This is a genomic window from Citricoccus sp. K5 (assembly GCF_902506195.1).
Lineage (GTDB): Bacteria > Actinomycetota > Actinomycetes > Actinomycetales > Micrococcaceae > Citricoccus.
Genome location: NZ_LR732817.1, coordinates 233,288 through 254,702 on the forward strand (window position 1 = coordinate 233,288; position 21,415 = coordinate 254,702).

The window sequence follows — 21,415 nt, forward strand, 5'->3', positions numbered from 1 at the left end:
CGGTCAGGCCTTCGGCGCGTAGTAGCGGCCCAGCACCTCGTCTTTGAGTTCGTAGAACGTGCCATCGCCGATCGAGACGCGGATCCGGTCCACCAGGCGCACGGTGAAGCGCTCGTTGTGGACGGAGATCAACGTGTGCGCAACCATCTCCTTGGCCTTGATGAGGTGGTGGATGTACGCCCGCGTGTAGTGGGCGCAGGTGTAGCAGTCACAGCCCTCCTCCAGCGGGGAGAAATCGCGTTTGTACCGGGCCCCGGGCAGGTTGAAGCGGCCTTCGGAGGTGTAGAAGGCGCCGGTGCGGGCTACACGGGTGGGGGAGACGCAGTCGAAGGTGTCCGCTCCGTTCTCCACCGAGGTGAACAGGTCGTCCGGTTCGGAGATGCCCAAGAGGTGGCGTGGCTTGTCCTCCGGCAGTTCCTCGGCGCACCAACTGACGATCTTGCCCAGGTTCGCCTTCTCCAGTGCCCCGCCGATCCCGTAGCCGTCGAAACCGTGCTCGAGGGCCTGACTGTCACCGTGGCCGCCACTGCCGTCGGCGAACCCGGTGCGCATGGCGGCCAGGTCACCGCACGCCTTGCGCCGCAGGTCCTCGTACTGTGCCCCCTGGATGACCCCGAACAGGGCCTGGTAGGGCCTGGCCGTGCGCTCGCCGGTGAGGCGGGCGTGCTCGTCGAGGCAGCGCTGGGCCCAGCGGCGGGTCCGCTCGAGGGCCTCCTCCTGGTAGCCGCGGGAGTTGTGCAGGGTGGTGAGCTCGTCGAAGGCGAACATGATGTCCGCGCCGAGCTGGTGCTGGATACCCACGGAGACCTCCGGGGTGAACCGGTGCTGGTCCCCGTTGAGGTGGGACTTGAACCAGACTCCGTCCTCGTCCACATTGGCCAGGCGCTCCTTGCCCGGTGCCACGGCGTCGTCCGCGCCCTGGCCGGAGGGGGCCTTGGGGCCGGCCATGTCGATGACCTTCTTGAACCCCGAGCCCAGGCTCATCACCTGGAAGCCGCCTGAATCGGTGAACGTCGGTCCGTGCCAGTTCATGAACTGCCCCAGGCCGCCGGCCTCGTCCAGCAGATCCGCTCCCGGCTGCAGGTACAGGTGGTAGGCGTTGGCCAGCAGGGCCTGCGCGCCGAGCTCCGCCATGGCCTCGGGGAGCACGGCCTTGACGGTGGCCTGCGTGGCCACCGGGATGAACGCCGGCGTCTGGATGGTCCCGTGCGGGGTGGTGATGGTTCCGGTGCGGCCCGGACGCGGCTGCCCGTCCGGTCCGGTCAGGCGGGAGTCGACGGCGAAGGAGAAGTCCCGCGGGGTGGCCGGGGCGTGCGCTGGGTTACGGGGGGACGTCTGATGGGTCACGGTGGGCGGGGTTCCTTCGCTCGGGGGTCTGCCATCAATGGTATGTATCAGGGGGGAGAAGCATGACCACAGGAGAATGAGGCGGACGGTGGCGGACAGCACGGAGGAGGCCGGGGGCCGGACGAGGTCTCGGCTCGCGGACATCAACCCGATCCCCTCGTTGTTCACCATGGCACCGGCCGACCGGGACCACGAGGTGGCGGTCCGCTGCGGGATCACGGTGCTGGTCCCGCTGCTGACACTGCTGTTGATCGACCGGATCGACCTGGCCGTCTTCGCCTCCTTCGGCGCCTTCACCGGGATCTACGGGCGGAACCTGGCGCACGGCGCCCGGTTGCAGATGCAGTCCCGGGCCGGCGCCCTCATGGCCGTGGTGCTACTGCTGGCCACCCTGGCCGGGCGCAACGGCCTGTCCGGTTCCGAGCAGCCCTGGGCCCTGGTGGGGCTGACCACCCTCGTGGCCGGGGCCTGTGCCGTGGCGGCCGCCTACTGGAACCTGCGCCCGTCCGGGTCCCTGTTCCACATCTTCGCTTTCGCGGCAGTGTCCTCCGTGCCGTTCCAGCCGCCCCTGGGCGAGGCGATGCTGACGGCGGTGCTGACCATCGCGTTCGCGCTGCTGGTCGGGATCTCCTCCCGGGTACTGCCCCGGAACCGGCACCGCATCGAACGGCCCGCCGGCCAGCCGATCACCGGTCGGCACCGGCTGGTCTGGTCCGAGGCGGCCTGGTACGTGGTGGCCGCCGGGGTCGCCGGTTCGCTGGCGACGGCACTGGGTCCGGTGCTGGGCATCGATCACAACTACTGGGCCATGGTCGCCGCCGTGGTCCCGCTCGTCGGCCACTCCACGCGCTACCGCGTGAACCGCGGCCTGCAGCGCATCCTGGGCACGTTCGTGGGCCTGCTGGTCCTCGCCGGGGTGCTGTGGATCCACCCGCCGCTGTGGGCCATCGTGCTGATCATCGCCCTGCTGCAGTGCACCGCCGAGCTCTACATCGCCCGCCAATACGTACTGGCGCAGATCGCCGTCACCCCACTGGCCCTGCTCTCCACCGTCCTGGCCATGAGCGCCTCCACCGCCGCTGTGGACACCACCGGGCTGATCTACGACCGCTTCGTCGAGACCGTGATCGGCGCCGTCGTGGGCATGGCCTGCGTCATGACGCCCTGGGCCTGGCGCAAATGGGTGCTGCGCCTGGAGAACCCCTCGAAGGCCACCCCCGCCGGCGGCGGGAGTTGAGCGAGCGGGACAACGGCAGTAGCTTGACCTGTACCAACCGGTAACGAGAGCGAGACCTGACATGGAACGCAGAAACGACAACCCTCAGGACGGGCAGCCTCCCGTGACCGGACCCGGCGCCGTGGAACCGGCGCATCGAGGAGAGACCGAGCTGGAGTACGAGGTCGAGGCCGATCCGGTCGGGTCACCGGGGCCGAACCGTGAGCTGGACACCGTCCCAGAAGGCACCTCCCCGTCCCGTGTGGAGACGGATCCCTCCCTGGACCAGCCGGCCCGCACGGGCCTCAGCGGCGGGACCTGGATCGCGCTGATCCTCGGTGCCGTGGTGCTCGTGATGCTGTTGATCTTCATCCTGCAGAACAACGTGGAGGCGGACTTCGCCTACTTCGGCTGGACCTTCAGCCTGCCCCTGGGTATCGCGATGCTGTTCGCGGCGATCGCGGGCGTGCTCGTGATGGGGCTCTTCGGCTCCGTGCGGCTCGTCAAGCTCGGCCACCGGGTGCGCAAGCTGGAGAAGGAGCGTAAGGCCATCAAGGCCCAGCTCCGGTAAAAGCCCGGGCCGTCCGTCCCGCGGAGCCGGCCCTCAGTCTTCGCCGGACTCAGCGAGCCGGTCGGCCAGGGCGCGCAACGCCGCGACCTCACGGCGCACGCGCCGGTCCAGCTCCTCTTCCGTGAAGGTCTCCGAGCCACCGCGGGCGCGCAGGTACATCAGCGTGGCCAGACGGGACTCGCGCCACCCGCGTTCGCCGATCGGATCGCCGTTGGCCTCAGCGCGGAGCACCTCCCGGTCATACAGGTTCGGCTCGTTCATCTGCCGCTGGCGGATCTCGGCGGCCCGCTGGGCACGGATCGGATCCCCTTCGTCCTGGTCCGGCTCGGCCAGGCGGGCACCGGCCGCCCGGCCCTCCGCCTCCTCTCCGCGGTGGAAGTGGATGTTGGCGGCCAGGGCCAGGGAGGACTCGATGGACTTCCACCGCCCCATCGCCCCGTCATAGGGCAACTGGGTCAGCAGGGTCGTCAGCCGCAGGGCGCCGTCGGAGTCGTCCAGGTCGATGAACAGGTGCCGGGCCAGCGTGTCGATGTCCTCGAGCTGAGCGCCCGAGCGCAGGTTGATGCCCCGGGACAGCTTCGAGGCCACGGCCAGCACGTGCTGGTTGTCCGGGTGCAGCTGGGCGACCTCCACGACCGTGGCCTCCGGGCTGCCTTCCTCCACGGGGGAGAGGTCCGTGCTGACGTCCAGGGCCGGTGCAGGACGGTGCGTGCGCACGCGGATCGTGGAGCCGTAGGCGATTCGCACCTCGCGGCCGTCGGACAGTGTGGCGACCACGAGCGCCGGGGTGCCGAAATCGTCACGGGTCGTGCGGATCTGGGCCACCGGGGTCGACGGCTCACCCTGCCGGGTCAGGAACCGGTCGCCCGGACCGACCTGCTGGGCCTTGACGGAGCGCAGGTAGTCTCCTGCGGCGTCGTGCGTTCCGGTGTTCTGAGGGTTCGGGGAGGTCATGGCTCAGCGCCCCCAGCCCACGTGGGCGAGCGCCTGGCGCACCAGGTTCCCGCGGCCACCGATGAACTCGGACTGGATCGCCTCGCTGACCGCCTCCTCCGGGGTCAGCCAGGACAGCTCAAGGGCATCGCCGCGAGGCTGGCACTCACCCGTCACGGGGACCAGGTACGCCAGCGCCACGGCGTGCTGGCGATCGTCCGTCAGCCCGGTCTCAGAAGGGCTCGGGAAGTACTCGGCCACCGTGAACGGGGTGATGGACGGCGGCAGCTGCGGCAGCGCGAGCGGGCCGAGGTCCTTCTCCAGATGACGCATCAGGGCGGCACGCACGGTCTCCCGGTACTGCACGCGGCCGGAGACCAGGGTACGGCGCAAGTGACCGTCACCGTCGGCCAGGTACAGCAGCCCGATCTCCGACACGTATCCGAGGGGGTCCAGGCGGACCGGAAGGGCCTCCACGTAGACCATGGGCAGGCGGCGGCGGGCCTCGTACAGTTCCTCTTCCGACAGCCACCCGGGATTCGGGTCGGGGGTGCGAACGCTCATGCCCTCAGTTCTACCCGAGTCCGGTGCACCGGTCACGCCGACGGACCGTGGACCGCCCGACACAGGGGAACGATCGTCCCGTCGGGCATGGGGAGTTCTCCCCAAGCCCGCAGGTGGCGGCGAGGGATGGGAAGCCCATAGTGTTCCTGCTGACCCAGGTGAGATCGTCTCCCGGGGCCTGGAGCGGGGGCTGCGCCCCGGACATCGGAACGGTGAGGACAACGTGGCCATACCGGATTGGACGGTGTACGAGGGGACAGCGCAGACCGTGGTGGACAACACGCTGGAGCAGGCCAATGAGTTCGACAGCCTGGAGACCACCGCGGGCAACGCCTTCGAGGCGGCGATCGGCACCTGCAAGTCGGCCCTGATCACCGGAGCCCTGCAGTCCACTCATGACGAGTACATCGGCAAGCTCATCACGCTGGCCAAGTGGCGCGGCCTGAATGTCGGCAACGAGGGCCAGAAGATCATCAACGCCTGGGTGAACGGCTCGGAGACCATGGCCGAGGACGCCCGCTACGCGATGGATGACGTCGTGACCAGTGACGAGGAGGCCAACTGATGGCGGTTGACCTCTCCGGGCTGCCGGAACTCCCGGATACCTCCGCGCTGCGTTCCGACGCCACCCAGATCAAGACGGTGGGCAACGACGTGGACCAGAACTGCATCGACACCCGCAATGCCTGGACCCCGGTCGACGCCGCCATCATCAGCCCCACCGGCCAGGAACAGATGGTCAATGCCCTCGAGGTGATGTTGGATTACGGCGACGGGGTCAGCCTGTCCACGCAGGCCATCGAGCAGGCGCTCTCGGACTACTGCGACGGGATCGATGCACTCAAGTCGCGTTACGACGCGGCGGTCGGCCAGGCCCAGATGTGTTGGGCTGAATCCACCCCGGAGGACCCCAATTACCGGGAGAACAAGGAACAGGCTGCACAGACCGAGGTCAACGCCGTGGCGGACTTGCTGCTGGAGCTGGAGCAGACCTGCGCCGATTCCATCAAGGCCGCCAACCCCTCCGCTCCTGGGACCGGTGCCGCCGGCCACCCCGCCACGGGGGCCGCAAGTTCCAGCGTCCAGGACGTGCTGGAACGGCTGCGCGTGGACCAGTACTCCTTCGAGATCCTTGACAGCGTCACCATCGAGACCAGGGTCTCGGCCTTCCATCTGGAGATCCAGATGGCAGACGGCATCGAGAACCCGGACATGACCGAGTCCGAGCGGCGGGGCAGTGCTATCGAGTCTGCGGCCTGGGGTGCTGGTGGTGCAGCCGCTGGGGGCGCGGTCGGAGCATTCCTGGGCAGCTTCATTCCGATCCCCGTTGTGGGCACGGTCGTCGGTGGTGTGGTCGGGGGCTTCGTCGGTGAGCTCGCAGGCAACACCATTGACAACATGCGTGACGGTGATGGCTTCGGCGACGCCATCGGCGACGCATGGAATAGTCTGTGGGGCTGAGCGACCTCCTTGGTGCGGTGGCCAAGGCTGAAATGTATGAGCTCTGAAGGACGGTGGTTATGGACGTGGAAGCCGCGGCTGTCGGGGCCTTGCTGATTGCCGTGGGGGCTGTGCTGATCGGCATCTCCGTGGTCTCATACCGGGGCAGTTATCTGAAGTGGGTGCTGTTCCGTCCGGTCGGGGCGCCTTTCGGCCCCCATTGGGCTCTGCTGCCCATGGCTGTGCTTGGCTCGGCGGTCATCTACAGCGGAGTGCACGTCTGGTACACGCTGTCCTTGGCCAATCCGGAGTCCCGACCGCCTCTCCCAGAGAGAGTGTGGCTGACGGTGGTTGCCGTGGCGTTCGTGGCCACATTCGTTCTCAGTCACTGGCAACCGGATGCTCTGAAACCGGGTTGGTACCGCGAGTGGGAGAACCGGGGGCGGCCCGAAGCGGAGATCCGTGAGGTCATGAGGGCTCGGAAGGCTCAGAAGAAGCGTCGTCGAAACGAAAAGGGTTGATATGAACCACCCTGGCAATCCCCACCATTTCTCAGGTGCAATGTGGCGAGCCGAGCAGTCCGGCGGAGTGACAGTGAGCTTCCCCGCGGAATGGACTCTTCTCGAGGGATTCACCGTAGCCCGGGGAAGCCACGGTGTCTGGACCGAGCAGTCGTCCGCTGACGGGGCGGGCACCGCCGGCTTCATTGCCAACGCCGTCCTCACCTCGAACCGATTCGAGGGGACGGTGACTCAGCTGTCCACCGTGCTGATGGCCGCGGTCACGGTCACGCAGGCGATGCCGCGGTTCCTGGCGGTGGACGAGCTTGACCCCTTCCGCCACGGCGGCCTCACTGGCCGCCGACTGGAGTACACCTACGCCGCGGACCGGCACCTGGTCCACGTGGTGCAGTATGCCTTCCTGGTTTCAGGGGCGTCCGTGGTGCTGACCCTGTCCTGCGCCGAGGCTGAGATCGCCGAGTGGGACGCCCGCTTCCGGCGCATCGCCGAAAGCGTCGCAGTGGACCCGGCGGACTTGAACGAATGGATCGGTCCGGAGTTCTCTTTCACGCCGGACCGGGAACCGGCATTGGAGGAGTTCGTCTCAGTGCGCGGGCAGCGACCCCTGGAACGGCTGGGCCAATTGGCCAAACGCCAGCCCTACCGCAGCGCCGCTCCGTGGCTGGGGGCCGAGGAGATCAGGTTGCTCGAGCGGCTGTCCGCCACCACGACCATGGCTCCGGATTCCGGCGGCGTCCGGATCACGAGTGGCCTCGGCCGGCTGGAGATCGGGGCCGCGGGACCGGAGCTGAGCCGACTGGTCCAGAACGGGCTGGCGGAGGCCGGAGGACGGCTGACGGAGCAGGGGGCCGTGTTCACCGCCGCCTGGCGGGACACGGCCGCGTCGTTCCGGATCACCGCCCAGACCGAAGCGCGGAATTCGATGTACCAGATGTGGTTCGGGCAACGTGGCGAGGCCCTCGTGCTGGCCGGACCCTCCTTGACCACTGACGTCGACGACGACGCTCCCGCTGGCGCACTGCGTCCGGAATTACTGGACCAGGCCGAGGTGGCTCATGACGTGGCAGCCTGGTTGGGGCTGTCCCCGGCCTGGGGCCTGGACGTCGGGGCCGCACCGCTGGACCGGGGTGCCGTGCTGGCCCGAATCGATGCGCGGACAACACCTCCGGAGGCCGCCAGCCCGGAACTCGTCCGGGTCTGGGAGGAGCCCTGGCTGGTCTGGACGATTCACCACGCGGATGAGCGCCCCCCAGCGACCTACCTGCGGGCGGGGATTCACGGCCAGTACCGCATGGTGTCCACCGGGGAGGGGATCATCCTGGAGGCCACCGCCACCCGGAACGTCTACCGTGACCTCTTGGTCCGGCTGACGCCCGAGGGACTGGAACGGTCCGCCGTTCAGAGGTGATCGTAGAAGAGCGAGGGAGCCGTCGTGTCTGATCTGATGATCGGTGTCGTGGTAGGCGCCGTGGTGGCCCTGGTCGGTGCGGGCTTCCTGCTGACGGCGTGGCTGTCCTACAGCGGACGGTTCCGGAGCTGGGTGCTGGTGCGGCCACCGCTGACCCTGACGGGACGGTACTGGGGCCTGCTGTCCATGGCTCTGGCCGGGATCGCCGTGCTGTTCGTGGCTGTCTTCGGTGGCCTCATCCTCGCCGCCGGTGGCACCGGCTCGGCCCCAGGTGGATGGTCGCTCACCCTGACTGTGGGCCTGGTCGCCAGCCTGGTGGCCGCCGTGTGGACCAGCCATCGACTGCCCCGCGCCCTGAAGCCAGCGTGGTACCGGGACTGGGAAGACGGGGGGATCACCGAGCAGGAGGTCACCGCCTGGCTGCAGGAGCGGAAGTCCGGCCGCACCTCTCGCTAGCCGGTCAGCGCGCGTACCGACAACGGAAGTTCGCCAGGACCTTCTGCGGCTCGGTCACCGTGGCCGCCCGCACGCGGGTGAAGAGCTCTTCCGTCTCGGCCGGCTCGTAGTAGCCGTGTCCCGCGTAGGTCTCCAGGCGGAACAGCAGTCCGGGCAGGTCCAGTTCGGGGTGGAACTGGGTGGCGTACTGGTGCCGCCCGATCCGGAACATCTGCACCGGGCAGGACTCGCCGGTCACCAGCACCTCGGCGTGGGGCGGCAGGAGGCGGACGGCCTCCTTGTGACCCACAAAGGCGGTGAACTCCGCGGCCACGCCGGCCAGCAACGGATCCCGCCGCCCGGCCTCGGTCACACGCACGACGGCGGCCCCGGCCGGTTCCCCATAGGTCCCGTCCACTGTGGCCCCCTGGTGCAGGCCGAGGGTACCGACGCCGTAGCAGGCACCGAGGAACGGGATATCCCGGTCCAGCACCACATCCAGCATCCGCCGCAGCTCAGCCTCGACGGCGACCTGCAGGTCGGACTTCAACTCCTCCGGGTCGGAGGAATTGAACGGGCCGCCGCCGACCACCACCCCGGAATGGCGGACCAGGAGGGCCTCCCAATCGAGGTCCGGGGTGCCGCCCGACGACGGCCGGGCGGCCGCGACGAGGCGGTCCAGTCGCAGCGGGGTCAGCTCGCCGTCGGCGAAGCCGCCGAGTGCGGTGGTGGAGCGGACCTCGTCCGCCGCGACGGCATCGTCCGCGCGGGTCTGGATCAGTAAGAAGGGCAGCACCCGGTCAGGTCAGCCCGCCACGCCTGCGGCCGCCGCTTCCCGCTGGCGCACCGGGGTGGACAGCCGGCCCCAGGAACCGCGGTGATAGGCCGGGGCGAGCAGCTGCCGCCACCGCTCGTCGCCGAGCGACTGGGCGGCCTCCACGGGCCAGTTGGGGCGGACCAGGGCGGCCCGGCCGATGTCGACGGCATCCGCCCGGCCCTCGGCGAGCACGGACTCGGCGAGCTCGGGATCGGTGATCGCCCCGACGGCCGAGACGAACAGGCGGCGGGAGGCTCCGTCGTCGGACACCGGCATGCCCTGCCCCGAGGCCAGGGCGAGGTCTGCGGTGCCGGCGAGGACGGCGTCGGCCAGGGGAACCTGGTAGGCGGGACCCTTGGGGCCCTGGTAGACGTCCCCGATGCCGCCGGAGGAGACATCCACCCAGTCCAGGCCCAAACCTGTGAGCTCGCGGACGAGGCGGACGGTGTCCTGCTCGCCCCAGCTGTCCTCGAGCCAGTCGGAACCGGAGAGCCGGATGCCGAGGATCTTCTCCGCCGGCCACACCTCCCGGACGGCCTCCACGATCCGGCGGGCCAGGCGGGTGCGGTTCTCGAAGGAGCCGCCCCACTCGTCGGTCCGGCGGTTGGTGACGGGGGAGAGGAACTGGTGGATGAGGTAACCGTGGGCCCCGTGGATCTGCACGGCGCCGAATCCGGCCTCGTCAGCACGGCGGGCGGACGCGGCGAAGGCCTCGATGACCTGCTCGATCTCGGCGCCGCTCAGCTCCCGGGTGGGGCCGACGGCGGAGACGGCCGGGACACCGGAGGGGGAGGCGGTCTCCCAGCCGCCCTCGTCCAGCGGGATGGCCTCATCCGGGTAGCCCGGGTGGGCCGGCCAAGTGGAGGCCTTGGAGCCGGCATGGGCCAGCTGGATGGCCGGGACGGCGCCCTGGGAGCGGATGAAGTCGACGATCGGGGCCCAAGCATCACGCTGGGCCTCGTTCCAGAGCCCGGTGTCCTGGTCCGAGATGCGTCCCTCGGGGAGCACCGAGGAGGCCTCGGCCACCACCATCCCGAAGCCACCGGTGGCGCGGGCACCCAGGTGCGCCAGATGCCAGGGCCCGGGGACGCCGTCCTTGGCGGTGACGTTGTACTGGCACATGGGCGGCAGGATCAGCCGGTTGCGCAGGGTGAGGCCGGACACGGTCACGGGATCGAAGAGAAGACTCATGTCAGGCACAACCACGGGGTGGTCCGGGAGTATTCCTAGACTGGCCCCATGCCGTCCTTCCGCGCCCGACTCCAGATCGGTGACCTGTTGCCAGGCCATGCCCCCGAAGAGGTGATGGACCGGGCCGAGACGGCCCTGGCCGCCACCCACAACGTGGAGGCCAAGGACCTGGAGGTCGTGGCACGGGTCCCGCGCATCGTCCTGCGGTTCACGGTGCCCGACTCCACCTGGGACTCGGAGAACCGCGCCGCCGTGGCCGCGGCCAGCCGGATGCGCGAGGGTGTCCGGGACGTGGCCACGACCGGTCGGCTGGACGTGCTCCGCCGGGACCGCGGCCGGTGGGCGCCGGTCGGCTAGAACTCGTCGACCTCGTGGCCCAGGGCGGCCCGGTGCTCGGCGTGGTTGATCCGGTAGCGGCGGTTCTCGGTGGCCAGGAGCACCATGAAGAGTCCCATGGCGGCCACGATCGCGACCCAGACGGAAGACATGGAACCGATGAGCCGGGGCACCAGGATCGCTGTCAGGCCCCAGGAGAGGCCGAGGGCAATGCTGATGCGGCCACGCTCGGTCATGGACATCATGGAGGTGCCCCAGACCACGACCACCAGGGTGAGCACGGCCCAGACCGAGCCGGGGATCCAGAGCAGGTTGACCCCGAGGGACTGCAGCCAGACGGACGCGTTCGTGGCGGCGAAGATCAGGGCCCATCCGGTGAACAGCCCGATCATGCCGTCCGTGATGGCCCGCTCCACGCGGTTTCGCGCGGTGTAGAGGTTCAGCTGGTGGACGCTGTCCACCAGGAGATAGCCCAGGGCCAACCAGACGACCAGCTCGACGCCGAGCATGACCCCGGTCCGGGCGAGGACGAACCACACCACCGTGGCCACCAGGGCCGTTGCCACGCGCCAGCCGGTGGCGCGTTGCCGGTCCGCTGAGGCCTGGCTCGGCAACCACTGATGCACCGTGTAGATGCCCAGGGCCACCCACAGCACCGGCCAGATGAGCTGGTGCCAGAAGGCCATGGACAGCATGGAGAAGCCGCCGGCGAACCGTCCCTGATGCAGGTCGTGCAGCCACGGCCCGGTGGCGTCCTCGCCCAGGAAGCCGAGGCCGTAGACGCCGCCGAGCACGAACACCAGGTAGGCCACGGTCACGGTGACCCGGCGGAGCAGGTCCAGCGCGGTCGGCTTCGGGTCCGGTTCCCGGGAGGGCAGGTTGTAGGGCGGGATGTAGCCGCGCGGTGCGGGCGCCGGCACCGGTCCCGTGGCGGCGACCGCCGGCCGGGTGCGGCGGACCGTGGAGGCCTCGATGGCCTGGGCCTTCTCCACGATCCGGTCTCGGTGACGCCATTCCGGCAAGGAGGCCCGGGCCCGCTCCAGCAGTTGGGCATCGGTCAGGTTCTCGCCGCGCTCCTCGAGCATGGCGCGCCGGTCCGCAGGCGGCACCCAGTCGGTCCCATCGGACTCGCGGGCCGCGACCTGCAGGGCCCACGTCTCGCGTTCGCGCTGGCGGGCCAGCCACTCCTCGTGTTCCTGGCGTTCCATCTCCAGGCGCAGAGCTTCTTCTTCGGCGCGCTGGAGTTCCAGCAGCCGTTCCTGCTCGAGGAATGCCTCCTCCTCGGCCTGGCGTCGGACTTCGCGTTCGGCCTCTTCGGCGGCCAGCCGTTCGGCTTCGAGCCGGTCTGCCTCGGCCTCCTCGGCGGCACGCTGGCGTTCGATCTCCGCCTGCCGCTCGGCCTCGGCCCGTTCGGCGGCGGCTTTCCGCTCGGCCTCGGCCTTCTCCTCGGCGCGGCGTTCGCGTTCCGCCTCGCGGTGTGCCTTCTGCCGTTCGTAGGCGGCCTTCATGGTGCTCGGCGACTCATAGATGGACTGGGAGACCTTGTCCCAGTCGGGCTCGCCGAGGGAATCGAGCCAGTCGTTGAAGGACTCGAGGGGACCCTGGGTCTCCTGGGGGTTGGCGTGCCGCAAGCGCGGTTGGTCCGCGGCGGGCTTCCGAGGGGATTCCGAGGTGGGTTCAGCGGCGCTTTCGGCACTTTGGGCGCTGTCAGCCGCGCGATCGGGGCGTGATCCGTCACCCGCCCCGGTGGCTGCCGGACCGGACGACTTCTCCGCCGCGGCCTTCATCCGTTCCAGCGCAGCAGAGGACGACGACTCAGCGTTCACCCATCACCTCTCCCCGGAGCGCCGCCGGATGGCGACGATCCCCGCAATGATCAACCCTGCAAGGGTACCCAATCCCATGCCCACCACCGCGCTGGCCCAGAACGGCAGGCCTGTCGCGCTGCCGGTGAACCAGCCGAGCCCCACCATGTAGACGGACCACACGGCAGAACCGATGCCTGACAGGGTCAGGAACGGACCCCAGGGGATGCCGGCGATCCCAGCGGCGGCCATGGACGCCGTCCGGCCGCCCGACACGAAGCGCAACACGAACAGGGAGGCATACCCCGGCGCCGGGCCAGCCTTGTTCAGCAGCCTCAGGATGCCGCGGTGGATGCGCTGGCCCCACGAGGCGCGGTCGAGCAGTCCGGTCAACTGGAACCGGAACAGGGCATACAGTCCGATGTCCCCGGCCCAGCACCCCAGCCACGCCGCCAGCACTGAGGGCACCAGCGCTACGCTGCCCAGCTGGGACATGGCTCCCGAGCCGATGACGAACAGCTCGCTCGGCACGGGCGGCACCGGCGCATCGACGGCCACCAGGAGCGCGGTCAGCAGGTGGAACCACCCGCCCAACGACTCGACCCAGGCGGTGTCCAGACCCGGCTGCATGTCAGTCACGCCCCCGGCCTCGGGCGTTCGGCCAGCGCCAGCTGGGAGCTGAACTGCCGGGGGGCACCGGTCAGCGGGTCCGTGAACCCGATCGTCTGGGCCAGCAGCTGCAACGGCCGGTCATAGTCGTCAGGGGCGGCGTCCAGCAGAACGGGATAGAACGGGTCGTTGAGGATGCCCAGCCCGAGGGCGGCCAGGTGCACGCGCAGCTGATGGGTGCGGCCGGTGCGTGGGTGCAGGCGGAGGTGGGCGACGCCGGCGCCCGCCCAAGTGCCCGCGGAGACGCCCGTTCCGATCAGCTCGATCCGGGTCTGGGCATTGGCCCCCACGGTCGGCCGGTTCGTCTTCCGGCCCGGTCGGGTGGCCTGGCCCAGGCAGCGGCCCGACTCCCGGGGGCCGTAGTCCAGCGTGCGGGCGGTGAGCACCCCCTTCACCTTGTCCATCCGGTTGCGGTAGGTCAGCGGGAACCGGCCTGCCGCGCCGCCGCCGGGAAGCGCCGAGACGGCCTCGTAGACCTTCCAGATCTGACGCCGTTCGAAGAGCACCTGGTAGGCGCCCCGCGTGTCCGGGTTGGTGGAGAACATCACCACGCCGGCGGTCGCCCGGTCGAGGCGGTGCATGGGCACGAGGTGGTCCAGCCCGAGTTGGTTGCGCAGCCGCACCAGCGCCGACTCCTGCACGAAGCGTCCCCCCGGTGTGGTGGGCAGGAAATGCGGCTTGTCCGCCACCAGCAGGTGCTCGTCCTGATGGAGCACCGTGATGGGGAAGGGGATGGGCGCCTCCTGCGGAACGCTGCGGTAGTACCAGACGAAGTCGTGGGCGCTCAGAGGGGTGTGCTCGGTGACCGGGGTGCCGTCGGCGGCGCGGACCTCGCCGGTGCGGAAGCGTTCGAGGATCCCCACCGGGTCCACATGGCCCCACCGGTGCAGCACGTAGGCCAGGATGGTGTCCCAACCGCTGTCCGGGACAGTGAGACGGGTGGCGTTCACGCCGTCACGGACGGGCAGGGGCGGTTGCTGGGACACGGCCCCAGTCTTCCAGACCGCGGAGCCGCGGACGGACGGAGGCTCAGGCGGGAGATCAGCTCCCGGTGGTCTCGTCCGCGCTGGCGGGCCCGCGGTCGGCCGGCACGAGGACGGTGATGTTGCCGGGCCCGGGTTTCGTCCGGCCGGAGCGTCCGGCGGGGATCTTCGCGCCGACGTCCGCGATGACCGACTCCAGTTCGGCTCCTGCGGGGACCACGCAGTCGCCGAGCAGGACCGACCGGGACACCCGGGCGCCGGCTTCCACCACCACGCCGGGTCCGACGACGCTGTGCTCGACCTCGCCCCTGATCCGGCAGCCGGCCGTCACGAGGGACGCGGACACCGTGGCCCGGGTGTCGATCCAGGCCGGCGGGGCATGCTTCGGATTCGTGATCAGGGGCCAGCCGGGCCGGTCCAGGTCCAGGCCGCTGCCGTCCAGCAGTTCCATGTGCGCCTTGAAGTAGGCGTCCACGGTGCCGACGTCCCGCCAGTACCCGTCCAGCCGGTAGGCGTGGGTTCTCCGGTGGTCCACGAAGTGCGGCACGATCGACTCCCCGTAGTCGCCCAGGGAGGCCCCGTCCGCGTCCCCCCGCTCCGCCGTGAGCCGGCGGGTCACCTGCCCGAGTGCGGCGACGTCGTAGATGAAGATCTCCGTGGCCACCAGGCTCCCGTCCGGGTCGTCGGGCTTGTGGTCATAGCGGGTGACCGTGTGGTCCGCGTCCACCTGCACCACCCCGAAGCGGGAGGGGTCCTCGTCCGTCTGCGTGGTCACCACGGTCAGCTCTGAGCCGCGGGCGCGGTGCTGCTCCAGGGCGGGCCGCAGGTCGAGCTGGTACAGGTGGTCCGCGCTGAGCACCACCACGGTGTCCGCGCCGAAGGCCTCCAGCAGGGGCATCTGCTGGTGCAGGGCGTGCCCGTTGCCGGCGGCGAAGCCCTCCTCGGTGCGCCCCTCGGCCGGGGGCAGCAGACGCAGCCCGTGGCGGGTGCCGTCCAGGTCCCACGGCCGGCCACCGGCCAGGTGCTGGTTGAGGGTGAAGGGCCGGTACTGCTCCACGATCCACACGTCCCGCAGGCCCGAATTGGCCAGGTTGGACAGGACCACGTCGATCAGTCGGTACTGGCCGGCCACCGGGACGGCCGGTTTGGACCGGGCATCGGTCAGCGGGGACAGCCGGCTGCCCTGGCCTCCGGCCAGGACGAAGGCCACGGTGGAATGGGCACGGTCCTGCGGGAATGGATCGGCCATCTCAATCTCCTCGGGATCGGACGTGCCGCGGCGCCGGGACGGTCACCGCTGACACTGCCTGCACCAGTACAGGGTACGTTCCACGGTCTCGTCTCCGAGAGCCCCGACCGTGACCGGCCCGCCGCAGCGCAGACAGCCCTCGCGTTGGCGGCCGTAGACCCAGTACGGCGGCGTGTTCCGCCGTTCCGGACGGGCCGTGGGGAGTGTGACGCGCACGCCGTAGGGGGCACCGTCGTCGGGCACCACGCCCGTGGTGGTGCGCCGGGGTGCCGGTCGGCCGGGCAGGGCCGGCACGGTGTTGGCACGCATCAGGTCCCGGGCCAGGTCCACCAGGCCCGGCAGGTCGGGGACGGAGGAGACCGGACGGTGCGGGTCCAGCCGGGCCAGCAGGAGGGCCTCGCAGCGGTAGATGTTGCCGATGCCGGAGAGCAGCCGTTGGTCCAGCAGGGCCAGGCCAATGGGCCGCTCCGGGTCCGCGAGCAGCCGCCGGACCGCTTCCGCCCTCAGCTCGCCGGCGCGGTCCGGGACTTCCCACTCCGGGTCCAGCAGGTCGGGACCGAGGAAGCCCAGCCGGTCCGGGACCTCAGCGGTGGGCAGGACCTCGAGCAGTCCCAGCTGGAATCCGACCACCTGGTGACGGGCCGTCTCCAGCACGCACCGGGCCTGCCAGCCGGGATGGCGCCAGCGCGGCGTGACGGGGGATCCGGCGCCGTCCACCCGGGAGTACGTCTCCCAGCGTCCCTCCATCTTGAGGTGGGAGAGCACGGTCAGTCCCTCGGCGGCATCGACCTCGAGCAGGAGGTACTTGGCGCGGGGCCGCACCGAAAGCACCGTCGTCCCCGCAAGGTCCACGGTGGCCAGCCGGGGGACGCGGAAGTCGGTGCGGACCAGTTCCCGGCCTTCCAGCACCGGCCGCAGCCGGTCGGCCAGCCGGACGAGGGAGTCACCTTCGGGCATGGCTCACGACCTGAACCTCAGCCCGGACGGGGACGAATAGAACCCCACCTCAGCCAGCGCCGTGGCCAACGGGGTGCCGTTGAGCGGCACGCCGTTGACCTTCTCCAGGGACATCTTCTCCACCCGCGCGGTCCGCAGGGCCCACGCCAACGCCGTGGCCGTCGCTCCGAGGGCCGCGGGGTCCTCCGAGAACAGCAGCAGGGTGCGCCCGCCCCGTTCGACATACAGGGCCAGTTCGCCGGCCACGAGGACGACGACGGCGCCCGCCTTCCGCCCGGGCCGTTGCCCGGTCGGCCGCACCCCGTCCGGACCGGCGGGGAGTTCGGGCCAGGGCAGGGCCGCGCCGTAGGGGTTGGCGGGGTCGGTGGCCGCCAGCGCGATGGCCTGCGGGGCGGGCGCGGCACGGTCATCCTGCCAGGGCGACGGGGCCCCGGCGTGCTGGGGCTGGAGCGCCGGCAGATCCTGCTGGGCGAATCCGCGCAGCCGGTCCACGGTGGCCCCCGTGGAGAACTGGGCGGCGCCGAGGTGCTCCACGTAGTAGCCGCGGCGGACCTGCCCGGCCTCCTCCATGCGGGTCAGCAGCCGGTACTGGGTTGCGAAGCCGCCGGGGACCTCCTCGGTCATCACGGAGCCGCGGGTGATGACGCCGTAGCGGTCCAGCAGATATTCGGCGGTGGCGTGGGCCCGGAGGGTCGGATCGGCCGAGGGCTCGGGCAGCAGGGACCAGCGGCCGGCAGCCCGGGCCACATCCATCGGCCCGAGGTCCGAGGGCAGGCCACCGGCCGGACGTGCCAGTGAGTCGGTCCGTCCCGCATCGGAGCCAAGACTGCCGGAGGCCTCCTCGAGCCGCTTCAACCGGGACAGTCTCGCGCCGCGGCCGGGACGCACCGGCCTCGCCCGCGGCGAACGCGACCTGGACTTGTGCGCGGTGCGGCCCTGGCCCAGCAGCCCGCGGACCGGGGCGAAGGTGTCGTTGCCCACGAGCCCGGCCCACACCAGGTCCCACAGAGCGCCGAGGAGGTCCCCGGAGGAGACCCGCGGTGCCGGCTCGTCGCGCGTGACCTCCGCGGCAGCGAGGACGGTGCGTGCCCGCTCGGCGAGCTGGCCGAAGAACCAGGCACCGCCGCCGTCGAGCACCTCCAGCAAAGCCCGGTGCGTGGGACCGAGCTCGACGTTCTCGGTCCGGGCCAGGGACAGGTCCGCGGACTCGGCGCTGTGGAAGGCGATCCAGCCGTCGTTGCCGCTGGCGGCGGCCGTGCCGGACCAGAGGAACTCGCCGCTGGCCAGCAGCTCGTCCAGGAGGGCCGGCGTGTAGTCGCGGACGCGGGAGGGCAGGACGTGGCTCTCCCACCCGCTGGCGGGCACCGGGACGCCGGAGAGCTGGTCGAGCACGGTGGCCACCCCGTCGATCCCGGTCAGCGTGGCCGGTGATCCGCCGCCGGAAGCCGGGGACAGGTGCTGCCAATCGGCGAGGAACCGGGCATAGGCGGACTGTTCGACGGGCTCCACCTCCGCCCGCAGTACCGCCAGGGAACGCCGCCGGATGCGCCGCAGCACCTCGACCTCGCACCACTCGGTCTCGTGCGGGCCGGAGGCCCGGGAACCATCCCCGTCAGCACCGTGGCCGGCCGTGGGGCGGAACTGCCCCTCGGTCACGCGGTGCTCGGCGGCGAGCCGCTGCAGGACCTGGAGCACGACGGCGGCGCCCAGTCCCAGCGCCACCCCGGCTTCGGCGGCGGTGAAGGGCCCGTGGGTGCGCGCGTAGCGGGAGACGAGGTCTCCGAGCGGATCCTCGACGGGCTCGATGAAGGCCAGCGGGATGCCCATGGGCACGGCCACACCGAGGGCATCGCGCAACCGGGCCGCATCCTCCACGGCGGCATACCGGGTCTCGCCGTTGATCCGGACCCGCAGGGCCCGGTTCGCGGTGACGAGCTGGTCCAGCAGGCTGGTCTCGTCCTCGTCCGTCTCCTCCGCGGGACGTAATCGGGCCGCGGCGCCCTCGGCGGTCAGGGGGCCGAGCAGGCGGAGGAGGTCCGCGAGCCCCTCGGCGCCCTTGACCCGGCGGTCCGGGGAGAGCCGTTGCAGGTCGGCCTCCACCGTGGCCATGACGTCCGGATCCAGGAGATCGCGGAGTTCGGCCCGTCCCAGCAGTTCGTTGAGCAGGCCGGGGTCCAGGGACAGGGCGGCGGCCCGGCGCTCGGCCAGCGGGGAGTCGCCCTCGTAGATGAACTGGGCCACGTAGCCGAACAGCAGCGACTGGGCGAAGGGCGAGGGGGTCTGCGTGGTGGTCTCCACCAGCCGCAGGGACTTCGCCTCGATCCGGGTGGCGAGGTCCTTGAGGGCCGGAAGGTCGTAGACGTCCTGCAGGCATTCGCGGACGGTCTCGAGGATGATCGGGAATTGCGGGTACTTCCGCGCGACCTCCAGCAGCTGTGCCGAGCGCTGGCGCTGCTGCCACAGGGGGGTGCGCTTGCCGGGATCCCGGCGGGGGAGCAGCAGCGCCCGGGCGGCGTTCTCCCGGAACCGGGCGGCGAACAGCGCCGAACCGCCCACCTCGGCGGTGACCAGTTCCTCGAGTTCCTCCGCCGAGAAGAGGAACAGGTCCGCCCCGGGCGGCTCGTCCTCCATCATCGGCACGCGCAGCACGATGCCGTCGTCGGCGGCCATCGCCGAGCCGTCCATGCCGTACCGCGCCTGCAGCCGGGCCCCGACGGCCAGCGCCCACGGCGCGTGCACCGGCAGGCCGAAAGGAGAGTGCAGCACCACGCGCCAGTCCCCGAGCTCGTCATGGAACCGCTCCACCACGAGGGTCTTCTCCGTGGGCAGCTGCCCGGTGGCCTCGCGCTGCTCGGTCAGGTACGCGCTCAGGTTGTCCTGGGCCCACTCGTCCAGTCCGGCCGCCGCCAGGCGCTCGGCCATCGGGTTCTCGACGCCGGCCCCGTCACCGCCCAGCCCGGCCGACACCTCGCGGCGGAAGGCCCCGACCGCCTCGCCGAGTTCGACGGGGCGGCCCTCGGCATCGCCCCGCCAGAACGGGAGGCGCCCCGGCTGCCCGAAGGCGGGGATCACGAGGACCCGGTCGTGGGTGATGTCCTGGATCTGCCAGCTCGTGGCGCCGAGGACGATCACGTCTCCCACGCGGGATTCGTAGACCATCTCCTCATCGAGTTCGCCCACGCGCCGCCCGCCCGTGCGCGCGGTGCCTGACGTGGCCTTCGCGTCGCCGGTCTTCTCGTCCTCGGTGCCGGCGAGGAAGACGCCGAAGAGGCCGCGGTCCGGGATGGTCCCGCCGGAGGTGACCGCCAGCCACTGCGAGCCGTTGCGTCCCGTCAGGGTGCCGGCCTCCCGGTCCCAGACCACGCGTGGTCGCAGCTCGGCGAATTCGTCCGAGGGGTAGCGGCCGGAGAGCAGGTCGAGTACCGACTCGTAGGCGGAATGCGGCAGGGTCGCGAAGGGCGCGGAACGCCGGAGTAGGTCGAACCAGGTCTCGACGTCGAGCTCGTCCAGGGCACAGGCGGCCACGGTCTGCTGAGCCAGGATGTCAAGCGGGTTGGCCGGGATGGACATCGACTCGATCCGGCCGGAGAGCATGCGCTCGACCACCACGGTGGTGTCCACCAGGTCCCCGCGGTGCTTGGGGAAGAACCAGCCGGTGGACGTCTCACCGACCTGGTGGCCGGCCCGGCCCACGCGCTGCAGTCCGGAGGCCACCGAGGGCGGTGACTCGACCTGGATGACGAGGTCCACCGCGCCCATGTCGATGCCGAGCTCCAGCGAACTGGTGGCGACCACGCAGCGCAAATGGCCGGACTTGAGCGCGTCCTCGATGAGGGCGCGTTGTTCCTTGGAGACCGAACCGTGGTGCGCTCGGGCGAACTCGGTGCCGGTTCCCTGCGAGGCATGGCCGGCAGACTGGCCCGCGCCGCCCATCAGCTGGGCAGGAGGACCGGACCGGCCGGCGTCGGGCACCTCCGGGGGCGGGTCCGCGCCCTGCCGTTCCTCCCAGATCTCGTTGAGTCGGCCGGTGAGCCGCTCGGCGAGACGGCGGGAGTTGGCGAAGACGATGGTGGAGCGGTTCGCCTCGACCAGGTCGACGATCCGCTCCTCCACGTGGGGCCAGATCGAGGCGTTCGTCTGCAGCCCGGAACCGGGTCCCAGATCGTGGGCGGAGGAGGCCGAGGGCAGCTCGGTCATGTCCGGTACCGGGACGGTGACGTGCACGTTCCAGGACTTGGTGGAGGCCGGGGCCACGATCCGGACCGGTTGAATGCCGCCGAGGAAGCGGGCGACCTCCTCCTTCGGCTCCACCGTGGCCGAGAGCCCGATGCGTTGGGCCGGCTTCGCCAATAGCGAGTCGAGCCGTTCGAGGGAGACTGCGAGGTGGGCGCCGCGCTTGGTTCCGGCCACGGCATGGACCTCGTCCACGATCACCGTCTGAACCCCCGCCAGGGTGGACCGGGCCTGTGAGGTCAGCATGAGGTAGAGGGATTCCGGGGTGGTGATGAGGATGTCCGGAGGATGACTGGCCAGCTGCCGGCGCTCGCGGGCAGGGGTGTCCCCGGACCGCACGCCCACGCGGACGTCCGGGGCGGCCTCCCCGAGGCGCTGGGCCGTCTGGGTGATGCCGATGAGCGGCGCCCGCAGGTTGCGCTCGACGTCCACGCCCAGGGCCTTGAGGGGGGAGATGTAGAGGACACGGGTCTGTTTCGTGGCCGAGGGCGCGCGCAGGAACCCGTCGAGGGCCCAGAGGAAGGCCGAGAGCGTCTTGCCCGAGCCGGTGGGCGCGACGACCAGCGCGTGCTGGCCGGAGGAGACGGCGTCCCAGGCGCCGAGCTGCGCGGTGGTCGGCGCGGCGAAGGCCCCCTCGAACCACTCGCGGGTGGCAGGGGTGAAGCGGGCAAGCACCTCGTCCGCAGCAGGTTCTGCGGAGACGCGTCGGGAGTCTCGGGCCATCGCGGCCATGCTACGCC

19 protein-coding genes are annotated in these 21,415 nt (G+C 70.8%); 8 read left to right on the forward strand and 11 right to left on the reverse strand.

The genetic code is table 11. The annotated features are described in order from the left end of the window. Nucleotides 1–3: 3 nt before the first annotated feature. On the reverse strand, nucleotides 4–1,347 hold the full coding sequence (tgt, locus tag BOSE125_RS01045) for a tRNA guanosine(34) transglycosylase Tgt (protein WP_201301107.1): 1,344 nt from the start codon (nucleotides 1,345–1,347) through the stop codon (nucleotides 4–6). Between the two features lie 88 nt (nucleotides 1,348–1,435). Between tgt and BOSE125_RS01050 the strand changes: the two genes are divergently transcribed. Together BOSE125_RS01050 and BOSE125_RS01055 are read left to right on the forward strand one after the other, a co-directional pair. Continuing rightward, complete coding sequence (locus BOSE125_RS01050; RefSeq protein WP_371300552.1) at nucleotides 1,436–2,584, forward strand: FUSC family protein; 1,149 nt, start codon at nucleotides 1,436–1,438, stop codon at nucleotides 2,582–2,584. Between the two features lie 103 nt (nucleotides 2,585–2,687). Further along, nucleotides 2,688–3,134: a lipopolysaccharide assembly LapA domain-containing protein gene (locus BOSE125_RS01055; RefSeq protein ID WP_236557752.1), complete on the forward strand. Its 447-nt coding sequence runs from the start codon at nucleotides 2,688–2,690 to the stop codon at nucleotides 3,132–3,134. Between the two features lie 33 nt (nucleotides 3,135–3,167). On the opposite strand, the gene BOSE125_RS01060 is transcribed toward BOSE125_RS01055, so the two are convergent. Both BOSE125_RS01060 and BOSE125_RS01065 read right to left on the reverse strand, forming a co-directional pair. Beyond that, the gene (locus BOSE125_RS01060) at nucleotides 3,168–4,088 is read right to left on the reverse strand and encodes a DUF6707 family protein (protein WP_159548846.1); all 921 of its coding nucleotides are present in this window, start codon (nucleotides 4,086–4,088) and stop codon (nucleotides 3,168–3,170) included. 3 nt (nucleotides 4,089–4,091) lie between these two features. Then, nucleotides 4,092–4,631, reverse strand: a complete 540-nt coding sequence (locus BOSE125_RS01065) for an NUDIX hydrolase family protein (RefSeq protein WP_159548849.1) — start codon at nucleotides 4,629–4,631, stop codon at nucleotides 4,092–4,094. 223 nt (nucleotides 4,632–4,854) lie between these two features. Here BOSE125_RS01065 and BOSE125_RS01070 point away from each other — a divergent pair, with 223 nt between their 5' ends. From BOSE125_RS01070 to BOSE125_RS01090, 5 genes are all read left to right on the forward strand, one after another. After that, entirely contained in the window at nucleotides 4,855–5,196 is a 342-nt protein-coding gene (locus BOSE125_RS01070; RefSeq protein WP_159548852.1) for a DUF6507 family protein, read from the forward strand. Then, nucleotides 5,196–6,092 (forward strand): glycine zipper domain-containing protein, encoded by an 897-nt coding sequence (locus tag BOSE125_RS01075; RefSeq protein ID WP_159548855.1) that lies wholly within the window; start codon nucleotides 5,196–5,198, stop codon nucleotides 6,090–6,092. Before BOSE125_RS01070 ends, BOSE125_RS01075 begins: the two co-directional genes overlap by 1 nt. 59 nt (nucleotides 6,093–6,151) lie before the next feature. Then, nucleotides 6,152–6,592, forward strand: a complete 441-nt coding sequence (locus BOSE125_RS01080) for a hypothetical protein (protein WP_159548858.1) — start codon at nucleotides 6,152–6,154, stop codon at nucleotides 6,590–6,592. 73 nt (nucleotides 6,593–6,665) lie between these two features. After that, nucleotides 6,666–8,000: a hypothetical protein gene (locus BOSE125_RS01085; RefSeq protein WP_159548861.1), complete on the forward strand. Its 1,335-nt coding sequence runs from the start codon at nucleotides 6,666–6,668 to the stop codon at nucleotides 7,998–8,000. Between the two features lie 24 nt (nucleotides 8,001–8,024). Continuing rightward, a complete protein-coding gene (locus BOSE125_RS01090; protein ID WP_159548864.1) occupies nucleotides 8,025–8,456 on the forward strand; it encodes a hypothetical protein in 432 nt (143 codons plus the stop codon). Between the two features lie 4 nt (nucleotides 8,457–8,460). On the opposite strand, the gene BOSE125_RS01095 is transcribed toward BOSE125_RS01090, so the two are convergent. Continuing rightward, nucleotides 8,461–9,231: a glutamine amidotransferase gene (locus tag BOSE125_RS01095; protein WP_159548867.1), complete on the reverse strand. Its 771-nt coding sequence runs from the start codon at nucleotides 9,229–9,231 to the stop codon at nucleotides 8,461–8,463. A 9-nt stretch (nucleotides 9,232–9,240) separates the two neighbouring features. Further along, nucleotides 9,241–10,443, reverse strand: coding sequence for an NADH:flavin oxidoreductase/NADH oxidase (locus BOSE125_RS01100; protein WP_159548870.1), 1,203 nt, complete (start codon nucleotides 10,441–10,443; stop codon nucleotides 9,241–9,243). A gap of 48 nt (nucleotides 10,444–10,491) precedes the next feature. On the opposite strand from BOSE125_RS01100, the gene BOSE125_RS01105 reads away from it, so the two are divergent. After that, nucleotides 10,492–10,800 (forward strand): hypothetical protein, encoded by a 309-nt coding sequence (locus tag BOSE125_RS01105; protein WP_159548873.1) that lies wholly within the window; start codon nucleotides 10,492–10,494, stop codon nucleotides 10,798–10,800. Here the strand turns inward: BOSE125_RS01105 and BOSE125_RS01110 are convergent. The 6 genes from BOSE125_RS01110 to BOSE125_RS01135 are packed head-to-tail and all read right to left on the reverse strand — an operon-like array spanning nucleotide 10,797 to nucleotide 21,398. Continuing rightward, the gene (locus tag BOSE125_RS01110; RefSeq protein WP_159548876.1) at nucleotides 10,797–12,605 is read right to left on the reverse strand and encodes a hypothetical protein; all 1,809 of its coding nucleotides are present in this window, start codon (nucleotides 12,603–12,605) and stop codon (nucleotides 10,797–10,799) included. The genes BOSE125_RS01105 and BOSE125_RS01110 overlap by 4 nt on opposite strands. A gap of 3 nt (nucleotides 12,606–12,608) precedes the next feature. Further along, entirely contained in the window at nucleotides 12,609–13,214 is a 606-nt protein-coding gene (locus BOSE125_RS01115) for a DedA family protein (RefSeq protein ID WP_159554525.1), read from the reverse strand. Between the two features lie 5 nt (nucleotides 13,215–13,219). Further along, the gene (locus tag BOSE125_RS01120; RefSeq protein WP_159548879.1) at nucleotides 13,220–14,239 is read right to left on the reverse strand and encodes a pseudouridine synthase; all 1,020 of its coding nucleotides are present in this window, start codon (nucleotides 14,237–14,239) and stop codon (nucleotides 13,220–13,222) included. A 55-nt stretch (nucleotides 14,240–14,294) separates the two neighbouring features. After that, nucleotides 14,295–15,485, reverse strand: coding sequence for a glucose-1-phosphate adenylyltransferase family protein (locus BOSE125_RS01125; protein WP_159548881.1), 1,191 nt, complete (start codon nucleotides 15,483–15,485; stop codon nucleotides 14,295–14,297). Nucleotides 15,486–15,527: 42 nt separating this feature from the next. Further along, a complete protein-coding gene (locus BOSE125_RS01130) occupies nucleotides 15,528–16,442 on the reverse strand; it encodes a DNA-formamidopyrimidine glycosylase family protein (protein ID WP_159548883.1) in 915 nt (304 codons plus the stop codon). Nucleotides 16,443–16,445: 3 nt separating this feature from the next. After that, a complete protein-coding gene (locus BOSE125_RS01135) occupies nucleotides 16,446–21,398 on the reverse strand; it encodes an ATP-dependent helicase (RefSeq protein ID WP_159548885.1) in 4,953 nt (1,650 codons plus the stop codon). Between the last annotated feature and the right edge of the window lie 17 nt (nucleotides 21,399–21,415).